The following is a 14,247-nucleotide window of genomic DNA, read 5'->3' as shown; positions in this document are numbered from 1 at the left end:
TGAGGCGGCCGCGATCCCTCCGGGGACGTACTCCTTGGCTGCGGCCTGCTCAGTCCGACGCTGCGTTCTCCGTCCGCAGGTGTTCCCTCAGCCCCTGCTCGGTGCTGCTCACATGCAGCAGCGCCGCGGCCTGGCTGAGGGAGGCGTCCCGTGAGCTCAGCGCCCTGTAGACCGCTTCGTGTTCGGCGAGGGTTCGTTCGGCTGCCTGTGCGTCGACCAGGCCGCGCCAGATCCGGGCACGCAGGGTGCGGCCGGAAAACGCCTCCGGGAGAGCAAGCAGTGTGTCGTTGCCCGTGGCGGAGAACACAGCGCGGTGGAAGGCCGTGTCATGGACGTTGAGCAGCTCGACATCGTCGCGCGCTTCACGCAGGGCGTCCAGATGTGTCTTCACCTCGGCCAGCTGCTCGTCGGAGATCCGGGTCGCGGCCAGCGCGGTGGCGGCCGGCTCCAGCAGCCGTCGCACCTCCATCCACTCCCCCAGGGCCGCCGAGTCGCCCTGCAGCAGTTCCACCGCTCCGCCGAGGCCCTCGAACAGCAGACGGGGCTGCAGGCTGGTCACGTACGTGCCGTCTCCCCGCCGGATCTCCAGGACGCGAGCCACGGCGAGAGCCTTCACCGCCTCGCGCGCAGAGCGGCGACGAAGGAGTACGGCCAGCCGGGCACGAACTGGTCCGACGAGCGGCCGCTACGGCTGAATACGTGGCAGAACAGACGGTCTGCGCTGGTCGGCGCGTCCGGACGGAGCCAGTGGCTGATGTCGACCGCGAGAACCAGGCGCCCGTCGGCGGCCTGCGGCATGGGCAGCCCGGCCAGCACCTGACGCAGCCGCGACACATCGGCATACCCATGGTTCAGGGGCCTCGTACATGGCGCCATGCCCGCGTCGGTGCTCGGCCACCAACGTCAGGTCCACCGGCGTTCTCACCGGCCCCGTCCGCACACAGCATCGCGTCCACCAACCCTCGAACAGTTCGGTCCCACGCGCGGTCAGGCACCGCCCAGGTCCTGCTGGCGTGGACGCTGCACCGCGGCCCGCACCTCCTGGCCATTCCCGGCACCGGCGACCTCGACCACCTCGCCCAGAACGTGGCGGCCGCCTCTCTGCACCTTTCCAAGGACGAACCGGCCGACCTGAACTCCCTCAGCCACACAACCGTATGACCGAATACCGCCTCCGATCTGGACGCTTCACTGGCCGCGCTCGACCGCCACACCGCCGATCACCGAGAAGAATCCTCCGTCGCACCGGCAGCGTGATCAACTTTCGACAGGCTTTCGGAGCCGACCACTGCCGACCGCTAAGCTTCCGCCGTGATCGACACTGCGCATGACATACGCATCAGGCGCGGCGGCCTGGCCGACGCACCAGCCGTGCTGAACATGCTCGACTCCGCGGTGGCCTGGATGAACGCTCGCGGCAACACCGAGCAGTGGGGCACGACACCGTACTCGCAAAAGCCAGGCGGGGTGGCGCGAGTCGAGCGGTACATGACCGAAAACGCCCCGTACATCGCGGAGCTGGATGGAACACCGGTCGGAGCCCTGGTGCTGGACTTCGGGCCCAGCCCACAGATGCCGATCGCGCCGGCCGGGGAACCCGAGCGGTACGTCCGGCTGCTGGTCTCCGACCGACAGTACGCCGGTCGGGGCATCGGAGCGGCGCTGCTGGCCCATGCGGCAGAAGAGACCCGGCACGCCGGGGTGGCGTTGCTGCGGGTCGACTGCTGGGCGGGCGGCGGGGGTGAGCTGGTCGCCTTCTACGAGCGCAACGGCTTCACCCCCACCGACCGCTTCCTGTCCGGGACATGGCCCGGACAGGTGCTGGCCCGGCGGATCGGCTGACAGCGCGGGCAGGACACCCAGCGACAGGCTCGTCCGGCGGTTCTGGTAAAGGGTTCCGCCGGCCAATCCTGGGTGGTCGCGTTACTGAAGGGAAAACCTGACCACTACGGACGGACGACGACGGTCGGGTACGGCCATCACACCATAGGCCCCACGCTGCTCAGGGCGATCCCCAACAGATACTGATATCTCCTGCGACCAGTACAGCGCGGAGCTGTTCGTCGGCGACCACGCCCGCGCATGGCACGGCACGGCAGGGCATGGCACGGCAAGGGCATGGCACGGCAAGGGCATGGCACGGCAAGGGCATGCGTGCCGTGCTGCATGCCGCCTTCGCTGTCTTGCCGGCCGACCACTGCCTGCGCAAGGAGCAGTCAGTTGCGGTTTCTCGCCGGCGCCTTCCGCATTCTTCTCGGCTCGTCCGCGTTGATCCCGCATACCGAGCGATCAAGAGCACCCCTGTGCGACCGTGCCCTACGCGCATGTTGTTCGTTGGAGTGAGCGGGTCGCTTCGCGACGGCCCCGGCTGAGCGATGACGGCCCGTGACCGGCTTCGCCAGGAAGGCCGACATACGCCCCGCGTAATCGCCCATGACCACCTGCGTCGCCTCAGTCGGCGTCGGGTCACGGGACCGGCGCGGGAGCCACACGATGCGTCCTTCCAACCAGGCACGGGCCAACGAGGCCAGACGCCGTCAAGCCGAGACCGGAGAGAGCTACGCGTCCGCACTCGCCGCGGTGCGGCGAGATCGGCTGCGAGCCGCCGACTCACTCACAGCAGCTTCCGGCAAGCCCGGCGATCCTCCGGACTTCCATGACGTGCCTGTACCGCAAGAGCTGCCTGAACTGGTTCGTTACCACGCACATCGGATCGTGCGGTACCTCGCCCAAGCAGTCGACGAAGGACGCTGGGCGGACGGCGACTTCGCCGAATGGCAGCGCATGACCCTGTACAAGCTCACTGACGGGCTTGAACACCTGCACCTGCTGATCGGCACCATCAGCGCCTACCTCCGCGACGCCGACGTGCCACCCAGCCACCTCCGGCGATACCTGCAGGTCGGAGAGGACCGGCACGTGCAGGCCTTCCTCACCCCCCGCGTCGAGGAGCACCTGGCCGGTCTCACCCAGCGGCCGAAACCCGAGAACAGCATCGTCTGGCACAGCGTGGGCGCCGACATCGCCGCCAGGGAAGGCTGGTGCGATCCGGACCGGCACGACACCCTCGAGGTGTGGCTCAATGCGCTCTGCTCCAGCTATCCGGACGATCCACAAGCACTCGACCACCTGCCGCCCCGCCTCCGCGAGCGCGTGCTCGCCCTCGTCCCGCATCTGCGCATCACGGGCCCGGCAGAACAGGGCACCTGAGAATAGTGGGTCCCGGGGTTACCGCCGTCCCGCACGGCGCTGGTCCCGGGACGGGTCCACCAGCGAGGTCGGCAGTGCGACACACCCGTCGCAGAGGAGCCGAAGCACTACGTCACCGCCGTCTCCCGAACCTTGTATGAACACCCGCCCCTTCACGGCGCCCCCTGGGCCACGCGCTCCTCGAGACCAGGCGGCAGCTCCTGCACATCACGGGCGCCCCACTCGGTCTCGCGTACGTGACGCGCGGGTTGGAAAGGCTTCGGCGGCGCCGGCGAGGGCTTCAGCGAACTGCGCGTCGTCGAGGGAACGGCTGTCCTCGGAAATCTCGTACTCGGCCATGGGACGGATCTCCAGCAGTCCATCTTGGAGACCCGGCCCATGACCAGCAGTCGTCAGGGCTGCATCTTGGCCCGCAGGTGTCCTTGACGACCTTGCACGCGTCGATGGTTTGACGTCAGCAGACGGCCGTCCGGTCGTAGACGCCCGTGATGCCGCGGTAGGTGTAGAGCTTGCTGGCACCCGCTGACAGCGTGTAGCAGGAGCTGTCCGGGGCGTACGCGACAACGACCTGCACTCGCATGGTCTTGCCGCAGTTGTTCTCCAGGAGGACGGTGAAGCCGTCCGGATCGCCGTCGACGTACCGCCCGATGCAGGCGGGTGCGGTACCGCCTGCGGCGGGCGCTGCCGAAGCAGTCGGCGCCGTGACGGCGAGACCCACGGTGGCCGCTGCTGCGGCCACCGTACAGGCGGCGATCTTCCTACCGATACGCATGATGTACCCCCGTACGTCAGGTCTGGCATGGACACCTTCATGGTGAGCACACGGGTATCCCGTAGTAACCCCAGGCACACGGAATGTCCGATACCTGCCTGATGGGTGTCCGATTCACCTGTCGCAACGACGCATCTGACCCAATGAGCCTCACCGTTCGCCGGGCCAGATGCGTCGCGCGCCGTGTCTACGCGATGGACTGGTCGACCGTCTCGGGCGCCTTCACCGCGTTGGTGTGGACGGTCTCACGGGTGGCCTTGTCCTGGACCTTGCTGCCCGGGTAGCGGCCGGAGACGCTGACGGCGGTCGGCTTGCTGCCGGAGGAGAGAACGACCTTCCCGACCGTGGTGGCGACCCGATCTCGAAGGTCTGCCGGTTCTTGTTGCCGCAGTTGCAGCCCGCGTCAGTCCCCTCCGTTCCGTGCGGGAACGAGGGTGGAGGGGGTGTCGGTGACGAGCGCGGCCATGCCTTCGGTCTCGGCTCGTCGTTCCGTCTCGTGACGCTGCAGAGCGTCGGCGAGGAAGTCGAGGAAGGGCCCCGCTGGTGAGCGCTGCGGCGAGCCGCTCGGCGTCGATGCCCGAGTCCTGTCCGGACACGCTGTCCGGACGCTGTCCGATGTCGTTGTAGTGGCCGGTCGCCGACGCGGCGAGGGCCAGGTTCGACCGTTCGGCGACGGCGGTCGCGGCGACGAGGAGTGCCCGGGTACGGGCACGGTGAGGGCCGCGCGGAGCTGCCGGCTCCCGCCCATGCCCTGCCGCATGTGGCGGCTGGGCCGGCAGGCCGCGAAGACGGCGTGGTCCCACTCGGACAGCCACGGCGCGGCCGCGCCCGAGAACCAGAGCCCGCGCTCGTTCACGCCGACGGTGACGATCGCCCCGGCGGTGCGGGTGTCGTCGAATCTGCAGCCGGCGGTCTCGCACTCGGCGCCGTCGTGGTGGTGGCCGACGTTCATCGTCATGGCACCGGCCTTGACGTACTGGCCGTCGTCGAGGAGGAATCCAGCCCGCGGGAAATGTGCAGTGCCGATCTGCCCGAGGGACTCGATCGTCAGATCTTGCCCTGGCCGGTCCGCTCGATCAGCTCGACGACCGGACCGTGCGCCAGGCCGTCCAGGTACACGAAGCGCGCCCGGTCCGCGATGGCCCCGTCGAAGACGACACTCGGGTCCTCGCCCGCCTCGCGCAGCGCCGCGAGATGCCGGTCGATGCTCTCGACGGCGTAGGCGAGATGGTGGACGCCCTCGCCGTTGGACTCCAGGAACTCCGCGTACGGCGAGCGGCCGGTGAGCGGCTGGATCAGTTCGATCTCCGACGCTCCGGTGCTGATGAAGCCGTAGCGGGCCGAGCAGGAGACCTCCTGCCCGTGGAACCGGGCGCCGGTGAAGCGGAGATCCATGATCCGCTCGGTCCTGACGGCTCACCGTCGCTCGTGGTCCGCGGCGGCACGGTCGAGGTCCGCCACGACGATGCCGACGTGGAACAGGGGAGGAAGAGTGGGTGACGTGGCGATCTCCTTCATTCGGGTCGAGGCTGGCGCACCGGGCTGCCGGACCTCCTTGCCGGCGAACCAAGTCGTACGAGGCGACGCCGGGTGTGCCGGGGCCCTACCGGTCGGGGTGGATCTTGCGCTCCGTGTCCGGTCCGGGCGCGCTGCGCGGGTGCTCATGTCGGCCAGGCGGAATGCCGCGGGCGGTGACTCGCCCGCGGCCGGCCTGGACTCCGCGTGGCGGGGTCAGAACTGGTTCTCGCCGCCGTTGACGTGCAGGGTGGTGCCGAGCATGAAGCTGCTGTCCGCGGAGGCGAGGAAGGCCACGGCGGCGGCGACCTCCTCCGGGCGTCCCCTCCGGCCGATCGGCACTCCCGCGGCGAGTTCCGCCTTGACGGCGGCCGCGTTCTCCTCGCCGATGGCGATGTCGACTCCGGGGGTGTCGATCGCGCCCGGCGCGACCGTGTTGACCCGGACGCCCCTGCCTTTCAGCTCGTTGGCCCAGGTCCGCGCGAGGGACCGGATCGCGGCCTTCGAGGCCGCGTACAGGCCGAAGGCCTCCCGGCCGTCGTCGGCGCGGATGGAGTCGTTCAGGATCACCGAGGCGCCGTCGTTGAGCAGCGGCAGCGCCTTCTGCACGGTGAGCAGTGTGCCCCGGACGTTGACGCCGAAGATCTGATCGAACTGTTCCTCGGTGGCCTGCGCCAGCGGTGCGAGCGTGGCCATGCCCGCGTTGGCGAAGAGCACGTCCAGGCCCCGGCCGCGGTCACGGATCGCGTCGTACAGCCGGTCCAGATCGGCCGGCTCCGATATGTCGCCCGGCACCGCGGTGACCGCGGAACCGATCGACTCGACGGCCCTGTCGAGCGCGTCCTTGCGCCGGCCGGTGATGAACACATGGGCACCCTCGGACGCCAGCCGCGCGGCGGTGGCCAGGCCGATTCCGGTGCTGCCGCCGGTGACGACGGCGGTCTTGCCTTCCAGCTGTCCCATTGCTTGAACTCCCGAGACTTAGATACCGATCGGTGCAGAACAGCACCGTAGCACTTCTGCACCGATCGGTATCGAGGCGGTAGGATGGAGCCGTGGAGATCACCCGGAGAGCGCCGATCGGCCGGCCGAGAGGCTTCGACGCCGACGAGGCCCTGGAACGGGCGATGCTGGTCTTCTGGGAGCAGGGCTATGAGGGCGCCAGCCTGACCGACCTCACCCGCGCCATGGGCATCACCCGCAAGAGCATGTACGCGGCCTTCGGCAACAAGGAGGAGCTGTTCCGCAAGGCTCTGGAGCGCTACACCGAAGGCCCCGCCGCCTATGCGGCCCGCGCGCTGGAGAAGCCGAGCGCCCAGGAGGTGGCCACGGCGTTCCTCGCCGGCTCGGTCAGCACGACCACCCGCCCCGGCTGCCCCGCCGGGTGCCTGGGCGTGCAGGGCTCGCTGGCCTCCGGCGAGTCCGGACGGGTCGCCCAGGACGCCCTGATCGCCTGGCGCGACGACGGCCGTGCTCGCCTCCGCCACCGGTTCCAGCGGGCCGTCGACGAGGGTGATCTGCCCCCGGGCGCGGACCCGGAAATGCTCGCCCGATACATCATGACCGTGGCGAACGGCATCGCCGTCCAGGCCGCCGGCGGCGCCACCCGCTCCGAACTCCAGCAGGTGGCCGACGCGGCGCTGCGGAACTGGCCACCCGTCTGACACCAGGCCCCCGCGGGAGCGTGTCACGACCCCGGAAGCGAGAACCGCACCCAGATCGACATCGCCGGCTGTCGAGGCCCACCCGCTTGGTCGACGAAGTCACTGCGGTTGTGGGCGTGATGCCGTCGGGGGCTGACGGCTGGTGACGGTTGCGGTATGCCCGAACCATGAGATACCCGCAGGGCGGTGGCCTGACTGCGGAGCGGCGGGCCTTCCGCGCGAGGCTGCGCCTGGGGCGAGGAACACAACCGCTCACACCGCACGGTTCGCGCCCGCGTGGCCGGGGAGTTCGCTCTGGCCGGGGTCGCGACGGTGCGGGATGACCAGCACAGTGCACGGTGCGGGATGACCAGCACAGTGCCACGGTAGCCGCCGTCAGCGATCACTGTCGTGTGGCCGACAGCGGCCTTCGCACCGGACAGCTCCCATGCCTGGCAGTCGTTGCGGTTACCGGGCAGAGGCCGGCCGACCGTGACCAAGTGCCTCGACTGCTCGGCCACCGTGTGGTCACGCGTGGAGACCGGGATCCCATCCGCGATGAGGACGGCGTCCTCGCGGAAACGGCGACGTGGCCGGAGTGCGAGAAGAAGGCCGAAACGGTCGACTGTGCGGCCGGCCGCAAACTCAGAGATCCCGAACAGCGGTGCCGGCTCTTGCATGTAGCGGCACTCGGGCCAGTTGGCCCTTATGTGTAGACCGAACGGCCTAACTTGCTGTGCCGTGGTGGGCGGTAGGAAGTAAGTGAAGGCATCGCCCTTCTCAGGGAACGGCGGGTGACGCGCGGTGGTAGCCCCGCTGTTCGGCCGCCACTCACGAGACCCGCCGGGGAAGTCACCGCGGAGTCGGTGCCGTCGTGGCTGCGGCCGGGAGCAGGCACGAGCGCGACTGGCCACGTGTCCGTGCGGGCTGCCCGCACGGACACTCCCCTGTACGGTGATGCGGTGGACACGAGGGCGGCCTCCGTTCGGGATGGCGATACGGGGGCCGCCGGCGCGAGAACCCGCGTGGCCTCCGCCTCGGGGGTTCGGGCGTGCGGGAGATCGCCCCGGCCCGAACCGGCCGGGAGGACAGGGACCGCTGGTCCCTCGTCCGGGCCCGACGGCCCTGCCGGGAACCGGCACGGTGGGCCGTCCGGAGGCCCGGTCAGGCGCCGGTGGTCACTAGGGATGCGCGCGGCCCGATGTTCCTCCCGCCGGCTGTCGCCGTCCCCTCCTCCGGGGACAGCGCGGCCCGCTCCTCCGGGGGCAGCGCGACCCGTCCGGCCCCGGACGGACGACCGGCCGACGGCCTGGGGGCCACTGGCCCGGTGGTGGCGGAGCCACCGTCGTCCACGACGCCGGTCCTCGGGGTGCGGCCCCGTCCGCCCGTGCCCCTGACCGGGACGGCCAGGGCGGATACCGTCGCCGCGGGCTGACCGCGACGGCGACGCGACCGCAGCCGGACGGGCCCGGTCGTGTTCCGCCCGGTTCCGTCCGGCCGGGGAGGTGTTTCCGGCCGGGCACGGTGGAGGCCGACGTGCCCGGCCGTACGGGTTCGGCGCGCACCGGCGCGGTCGGCGGGTCAGTAGGCGCTCAGGCCGTGGGCCCGGAACTGTTCGCGGACCCGCCGCACCAGTGCGGCCCCCGGGGCCGGGGTGTCCCGCAGCGGGAACGGCAGGCCGAGGGCCTCGTACTTCGCCGCGCCCAGCTTGTGGAACGGCAGGACGTCCACCCGGTCGACGTTGCCGAGCCCGGACAGGAAGCGGGCGAGGCCGTCGACGGCTGCCGGGTCGTCGGTCCAGCCCGGTACCAGGACGTACCGGATCCAGGCGGGCACGCCGAGCCGGTCCAGGCGGGTGGCGAAGTCCAGGGTCGGGGGGAGTTCGCCGCCGGTCAGCCGGCGGTAGGTGCCGGTGTCGAAGGACTTGATGTCCAGCAGCACCAGATCGGTGTCCGCCAGCAGCGCGTCGCTCGCGCGGTCGCCGAGGAAGCCGGAGGTGTCCAGCGCGGTGTGCAGTCCGGCCTCCTTGCAGCGGTGCAGCACGGCGCCGGTGAAGGCGGGCTGGAGCAGGGGCTCCCCGCCGGTGAGGGTCACCCCTCCCCCGGCCGCGGTGAGGAAGCCCCGGTACCGCTCGATCCGGTTCATCACCTCGTCGACGGTGGTCTCCCGGCCGTCGCGCATGTGCCAGGTGTCCGGGTTGGCGCAGTACAGGCAGCGCAGCGGGCAGCCGCTGACGAAGAGCACGTACCGGGTTCCGGGACCGTCCACGCCGGTGGACAGGTCCCAGGAGTGGATCCGGCCGGTGACCGCGGCGTTCACGGTGCCGTTCACGAGGCCGTTCACAGCGATCCGTGGAAGGTGCGGCTGATGACGTCGAGCTGCTGCTCGCGGGTCAGGCGGACGAAGTCGACGGCGTACCCGACCCCGAGGACCGCCGCTTCCACGCCGAGCCCGTGGCCTGCCCGGTCCGCGGGCCGCGGCTCGCCTGGGAGGCACTGCGCGGCGAGGACGCGCTACGGGCGGCGGTGAAGACGGTCACCGACGGCGGCATTGCCGCGCTGCAGGGACTCGGCGGATACCAACTGGTGTGCGACGCGACCGACTCCGCTGCCGTAGCGGGGCTGCGCGACCGGAAACGCCACCCGGCGAAGCCGTTCGCGGTCATGGTGCGGGACGACGAAACGGCGGCCCGGTCGGCGCATGTCGGCAGCACCGAGCGTGCGGTGCCCACCTCACCGGCGCGTCCGATGCTGCTGGCACCTTGCCACGGGCGCGCCCTCGCGCCCGGCGTTCACGCGGGTGCGCCGCACCTCGGCCTGATCCTGCCCACCACCGGCCTGCACCACCTCCCGCCCGGCGAGTTGACCTGCCCCCTCGTGGTGACCGGCGGGAACCTGAGCGACGAACCGATCGCCGTGGAAGACACCGGGGCCCGGACCGCCCTCCCCTCCGTCGCCGACGGCTTCCTCACCCATGACCGGCCGATCCGCTCCCGCCACGACGACTCCGTGGTCCGGCTCACCGGCCGGACACGGATCACCGTCCGCCGGGCGCGCGGCCTGGCCCCCGCGTCGTTGCGTCCGCGCCCCGCCGGCCGGAGCCGGCGCCCGGCTCAGGCCCGCCTTCACGCTCGCCGCCGACGACCGGGCCCAACTCGGGTGGCACACCGGGGACCTGGCCGATGTGCCGACGTACGACGCGTTCCACCGGTCGTACGACGACCTCGAGCGGCTCTCCGGCATCGAACCGGCGGTGCTCGCCCACGACCCGCACCCCGGCTGTGTGTCCACACAGTGGGCGCAGGAAGAGCCGTTGCGGCGGACCGCGGTGCAGCACCACCACGCGCACTTGGCCGCGGTCGCGGCCAAGTGCGTGGTGCGCGGCCCTTTCCCCGGCGTGGCGTACGACGGGCTGGGCCTCGGGGACGACGGCACCTCGTGGGGCGGCGAGATCCTCGTCGCCGATCTGAGCGGCTACCGCCGCGTGGGCAGGTTCGCGACCGCGCCCCTGCCCGGCGGCGACACGGCGGTACGCCATCCCTCCCGCACGCCACACCGTCATCGCCCGCATATCGGCCGCCTCGCAGGTGACCGTCAGCGTGACCGAGGGCGTGGTGGCCCTGGGCGGTGCGTTCCACGTCAGGGCACCGGTGCCGTCACTGGCACGGGCGGCGCGCGCGGTGGAGGGGGTCGCCGACATCCGTATCGAGCCGGCGCGCCCGTGACGCCGCACGAGGGGTGCTTGCGCACGGGATCCGCCGTGCCCGCCCACGGAGTGATCCGAGCCGCGTCAGTCGATCGTCGGACGACCGCCGGTCAGTGTTCGGCCAGGCCGGAGCCGTTCCCCCGCAGTACGGCCAAGCGCCGCTGGTACTCCTCCTCGTCGATCTCCCCGCGGGCGAACCGTTCGGCGAGCAACTGCCCGGGCGGCGCCGAGGCCGAGGTGCGCGGTGGTCCGGACGCCCGGTTCCGGGCGCGGATGATCAGGATCGCGATGGTGATGAGCAGGGCCCACAACACGACCGTACCGATCGACATCGTGAACCAACCCCATCCGGTCATGCCACGGCCGTTCCAGTACATCGCTGGTCACTTCCTCGGTACACGGACTCCGGACCACGGACGCGGCTCGCCCGGTGGGCGATGCAGGCCCACACTTTCACCGTCCACCTCCTCCGATCGCATCGGCAGGAGTTCGGACGCGCTGGGGCACGATCACCACCGGGCACCGGGCATGGTGCAGCAGCGTGTGTCCCACGCGGCCGAGCTGAAGGCCGTAGTGGCCGTGCCTGCGCCGGGCCCCGATGATCACTAGGTCCGCTGCGGCGGAGCGGTGCGAGAGCACCTTGTGCGCAGGCCCTTCGACCGTGCTGCGACGTACCCGGACCCGGGGATGGTCGGCCACCGCGTCGTGGAGCAGGGCGTCGAGGTGGGCGGACGCCTGTTGTTCGTGGCGGTGAGCCGGTTCTCCGACCAGCAAGGGGTGATCGGCGGTCTTGTGCGCGGGACAGCGCCAGGCGCGTACGACCTCGAGGAGGCACGCGCGTGTCTCGGCCTCGCGGAAGGCGAAGCGCACCGCGTCGCCGCTCGTCCCGGCCTCGCCCGCGCCGAGCATGATCCGTTCATGTGCGCCGGCCAGGCCCGCCTCGTCGCCACGGACCACGAACACCGGACAGCGGGCACGACCTGCCACGGCCAGGCCGACCGCACCGAGCAGCAGCCCCTTCAGCTCTCCGCGGCCACGGGACCCCGTCACCAGAGCCGAGGCGTTGTGGGCTTCGCGCAGCAGGGCGGACACCGCTTCCTCCGCCAGTACCTCGCCGGTCACCTTCACATCCGGGTTGCGCCGCCGGGCGCGCTCCGCCGCGGATCCGACGATGTCCTCCCCCATCACACGCTGCGGTGGACGCTCCACGCTGCCCGGCGACGACAGCCCTTCATAGCGTTCCCACCACGAGGCGTACACCAGTCGCAGCGGCCATCCCCTCCGGGCGGCCTCGTCCACCGCCCAGTCGACCGCCAAGAGGCTCGGTTCCGATCCGTCGACACCCACGACCAGGGGCAGCTCCATCGTCCCCACCGCCTTCCGTCGGGCTGCTGCGAAGGCGCAGCACGGGGCCGCACCTTCACCGTCGCACCGCTGACCGAGCAGGACGAGGGGCGATCAGGCCCTCGTCGGGGACGTCGGGCCCCTGTCCGTCCGTACCGGGACGGCAGCAGACCGGTGGGGGCTTCGAACGTGGCCGCCGCGAAAGCCGCGGTGACCGTGTCAGGGGCAGAAGGCCCCCTCTGCCGAATGACCCATGGCCCCCGTGCCGGCGCGGGGCCGATGCCGCCGGTATCAGCAGCCCGCACGGCTCGGCTTGTGGAGGGAACCATGGCAGCCAGCCCCGCGACCGCTGTCCTGGACCGCAACGGACTCGAACGCCCTGGTCGAGGCACTGGCCGCGCGGAGCCGTACGGTCGTCGGTTTCGCGCGCTGCGGGTGCAGGAACGTCTTTCACGACTGGGGGCCCGTGGTGTGGGCGATGACCGCGCCGTCCTCGCGGGGCACGAGACGGTACGAGCCGGTTTCGTACGCCTTCCTCGGGGTGTGGGCATGCGATCTGGGGGCCATCGCCGTACAGGGTCGGCCGAATCCTGACCGGCGACCACTTCTCGGACGGGCGGTTACGCGGGGCGATGCATAAGGGCCTTCTTGATCTCGGCCGAGTGCACCGAGCCCGGTGCCACCTGTTTCTGTGTGTCCATGGGCAGCGGCCCGGCGGCCGACGCGGGTTTCGATCTGGCGCTGACCGAGGTCGTGGACGACGCCGGTCACCGCTTCTTCGTCCGTGCCGGGAGCACAGCCGGCGCGGAGCTGCCGACCAGCCTGCCGCACCGTCCGTCCGATCCGGACTCGCGGGCGGCGGCCGTGCCGCGGTGGAGGCCGCCCGGGACCGGATGGGCCGCGCCATGCCCCCGGTGAGCCTGCGTGACCTCATGGGCGCGAGCCTGGAGGCGAGCCGCTGGGACGATGCCGCCGCCCGCTGCCTGACCTGCGGCAACTGCACCATGGTGTACCCGACCCGCTTCTGCACGACCACCGAGGAGGTCACCGACCTCACCGGCGACCACGCCGAGCGGTGGCAGCGCTGGGAGTTCTGCTTCGACCTCGACCTCTCCCACCTCCACGGCGGCCCGGTGCGCGTCACGCCGCGCAGCCGCTACCGGCAGTGGCCCACCCACGAACTGTCCGCGTGGTGCGACCAGTTCGGAGGGTCCGGCCGCGTGGGCTGCTCGTGCTGTCTCAGCCCTGCATGGTTCGGTACGCCCGGAGAAAGGTCCGCACTCCCTCGACGACGAGTGGCCGGACGCGGGTGTCCTCCGCGGCGTTCGCGGAACCGAGCCTGTCCAGCGCGACGCCGAAGGTCAGCGCGATGAACTGGTCGGCCGCGAGGCGGGGGTCGGGGACGTCGAGCAGCCCGGCCGCGGCGAGGGCGGCGAACCGCTCGGCGAGCGCCTCGTCGGGGGTGTCGGCCATGGAGTTGTAGCCCTGGTGCGGCAGGTGGCCGGATTCCACCCGGACCAGTCGTTGCAGCGTTGCGTACTCCGCCGAGCCGAGCATGTCGGTCGCGATGCGCATCGAGAAGGTGACCAGGGCGTCCTCGAGGTCGGCGTCCTCGGTGAGGCCGGTGAGGGTGTCGTCGAGGGTGTGCCGGATCGTGGTGATCAGTGACTGGCCGACGGCGTCGACGACTGCTCGCAGCAGCGTCTGCTTGTCGCCGAAGTAGTCGTAGACCGTCCGCTTGGACACTTCGGCCCGGGCGGCGACCGCGTCGACGCTGGACCGCTCGAAGCCGTCGGCGAGGAACAGTTCCCGGGCCGCCGAGAGGATGGCGGCCCGCTTCCGGGCGGACCCCTCGCGCAGTGTCTTCGTGGTCGGCGTTTTCGCGGTCGGCATGGGCACATCCTAACCTTACTACACTGCACGGTGTAGTGTAATCTCGACTCATGGAGCGTGCCGCACTTGTACGCCCGCTCCGCCCGGCGGAGCCGTGCACGCGCCGCCTCGAATACCGCTTCCCCGGGTTCACCCCGTCGGACGACCTCTGACCTGTCCACGTCC

At 71.1% G+C, this 14,247-nt stretch carries 12 protein-coding genes and 7 pseudogenes; 8 read left to right on the top strand and 11 right to left on the bottom strand.

What is annotated here, in order from left to right; all coding sequences use genetic code 11:
* Positions 1–49: 49 nt before the first annotated feature.
* Both IE242_RS28560 and IE242_RS28555 read right to left on the bottom strand, forming a co-directional pair.
* Positions 50–643, bottom strand: a pseudogene (locus IE242_RS28560) (FadR/GntR family transcriptional regulator); the annotation flags it as partial.
* Positions 616–991: pseudogene (locus IE242_RS28555) on the bottom strand (transposase); the annotation flags it as partial. The pseudogenes IE242_RS28560 and IE242_RS28555, both read right to left, overlap by 28 nt.
* A 2-nt stretch (positions 992–993) precedes the next feature.
* Here IE242_RS28555 and IE242_RS39490 point away from each other — a divergent pair.
* The 3 genes and pseudogenes from IE242_RS39490 to IE242_RS28540 form a co-directional block, all read left to right on the top strand.
* Positions 994–1,161 (top strand): annotated as a pseudogene (locus IE242_RS39490) (aldo/keto reductase); the annotation flags it as partial.
* Positions 1,162–1,311: 150 nt separating this feature from the next.
* A complete protein-coding gene (locus IE242_RS28545; RefSeq protein ID WP_189864237.1) occupies positions 1,312–1,842 on the top strand; it encodes a GNAT family N-acetyltransferase in 531 nt (176 codons plus the stop codon).
* 651 nt (positions 1,843–2,493) lie between these two features.
* On the top strand, positions 2,494–3,210 hold the full coding sequence (locus IE242_RS28540; protein ID WP_189864234.1) for a hypothetical protein: 717 nt from the start codon (positions 2,494–2,496) through the stop codon (positions 3,208–3,210).
* A gap of 454 nt (positions 3,211–3,664) precedes the next feature.
* On the opposite strand, the gene IE242_RS28535 is transcribed toward IE242_RS28540, so the two are convergent.
* The 4 genes from IE242_RS28535 to IE242_RS28520 form a co-directional block, all read right to left on the bottom strand.
* Positions 3,665–3,982: an alpha-amylase inhibitor gene (locus tag IE242_RS28535; protein ID WP_189864232.1), complete on the bottom strand. Its 318-nt coding sequence runs from the start codon at positions 3,980–3,982 to the stop codon at positions 3,665–3,667.
* A 403-nt stretch (positions 3,983–4,385) separates the two neighbouring features.
* Complete coding sequence (locus IE242_RS28530) at positions 4,386–4,940, bottom strand: hypothetical protein (RefSeq protein WP_189864230.1); 555 nt, start codon at positions 4,938–4,940, stop codon at positions 4,386–4,388.
* Between the two features lie 89 nt (positions 4,941–5,029).
* Complete coding sequence (locus IE242_RS28525; RefSeq protein ID WP_189864228.1) at positions 5,030–5,377, bottom strand: VOC family protein; 348 nt, start codon at positions 5,375–5,377, stop codon at positions 5,030–5,032.
* Positions 5,378–5,713: 336 nt separating this feature from the next.
* On the bottom strand, positions 5,714–6,460 hold the full coding sequence (locus IE242_RS28520) for an SDR family oxidoreductase (protein WP_189864226.1): 747 nt from the start codon (positions 6,458–6,460) through the stop codon (positions 5,714–5,716).
* A 92-nt stretch (positions 6,461–6,552) separates the two neighbouring features.
* Between IE242_RS28520 and IE242_RS28515 the strand changes: the two genes are divergently transcribed.
* On the top strand, positions 6,553–7,161 hold the full coding sequence (locus tag IE242_RS28515; protein ID WP_189864224.1) for a TetR/AcrR family transcriptional regulator: 609 nt from the start codon (positions 6,553–6,555) through the stop codon (positions 7,159–7,161).
* A 335-nt stretch (positions 7,162–7,496) separates the two neighbouring features.
* Here IE242_RS28515 and IE242_RS38095 read toward each other — a convergent pair.
* Positions 7,497–7,856, bottom strand: a pseudogene (locus IE242_RS38095) (IS5/IS1182 family transposase); the annotation flags it as partial.
* Between the two features lie 865 nt (positions 7,857–8,721).
* Positions 8,722–9,471: a pyruvate formate-lyase-activating protein gene (gene pflA, locus IE242_RS28510; RefSeq protein WP_189864222.1), complete on the bottom strand. Its 750-nt coding sequence runs from the start codon at positions 9,469–9,471 to the stop codon at positions 8,722–8,724.
* Positions 9,472–9,590: 119 nt separating this feature from the next.
* Here pflA and IE242_RS38090 point away from each other — a divergent pair.
* From IE242_RS38090 to IE242_RS38685, 3 genes and pseudogenes are all read left to right on the top strand, one after another.
* A pseudogene (locus IE242_RS38090) lies at positions 9,591–10,130 on the top strand (Sua5/YciO/YrdC/YwlC family protein); the annotation flags it as partial.
* Positions 10,114–10,638, top strand: a pseudogene (locus IE242_RS39310) (Kae1-like domain-containing protein); the annotation flags it as partial. The pseudogenes IE242_RS38090 and IE242_RS39310, both read left to right, overlap by 17 nt.
* A 100-nt stretch (positions 10,639–10,738) precedes the next feature.
* Positions 10,739–10,864 carry a hypothetical protein gene (locus IE242_RS38685; RefSeq protein ID WP_268249503.1) on the top strand — a complete coding sequence of 42 codons (126 nt, stop codon included), beginning with the start codon at positions 10,739–10,741 and terminating at the stop codon, positions 10,862–10,864.
* Positions 10,865–10,955: 91 nt separating this feature from the next.
* Here IE242_RS38685 and IE242_RS28500 read toward each other — a convergent pair whose 3' ends face one another.
* Both IE242_RS28500 and IE242_RS28495 read right to left on the bottom strand, forming a co-directional pair.
* Positions 10,956–11,201: an SHOCT domain-containing protein gene (locus IE242_RS28500; protein ID WP_189864220.1), complete on the bottom strand. Its 246-nt coding sequence runs from the start codon at positions 11,199–11,201 to the stop codon at positions 10,956–10,958.
* 97 nt (positions 11,202–11,298) lie between these two features.
* On the bottom strand, positions 11,299–12,210 hold the full coding sequence (locus IE242_RS28495) for a universal stress protein (protein ID WP_189864218.1): 912 nt from the start codon (positions 12,208–12,210) through the stop codon (positions 11,299–11,301).
* A 611-nt stretch (positions 12,211–12,821) separates the two neighbouring features.
* Between IE242_RS28495 and IE242_RS28490 the strand changes: the two are divergent.
* Positions 12,822–13,370: pseudogene (locus IE242_RS28490) on the top strand (4Fe-4S dicluster domain-containing protein); the annotation flags it as partial.
* 58 nt (positions 13,371–13,428) lie between these two features.
* Here IE242_RS28490 and IE242_RS28485 read toward each other — a convergent pair.
* Positions 13,429–14,082: a TetR/AcrR family transcriptional regulator gene (locus tag IE242_RS28485; protein WP_189864216.1), complete on the bottom strand. Its 654-nt coding sequence runs from the start codon at positions 14,080–14,082 to the stop codon at positions 13,429–13,431.
* Positions 14,083–14,247: the final 165 nt, after the last annotated feature.

Origin of the sequence: Streptomyces poonensis, from assembly GCF_014650915.1 — a bacterium.
Taxonomy (GTDB): domain Bacteria; phylum Actinomycetota; class Actinomycetes; order Streptomycetales; family Streptomycetaceae; genus Streptomyces; species Streptomyces poonensis.
Note: the sequence above shows the minus strand (reverse complement) of the source record. Positions and strands in the feature narration are given on the sequence as shown.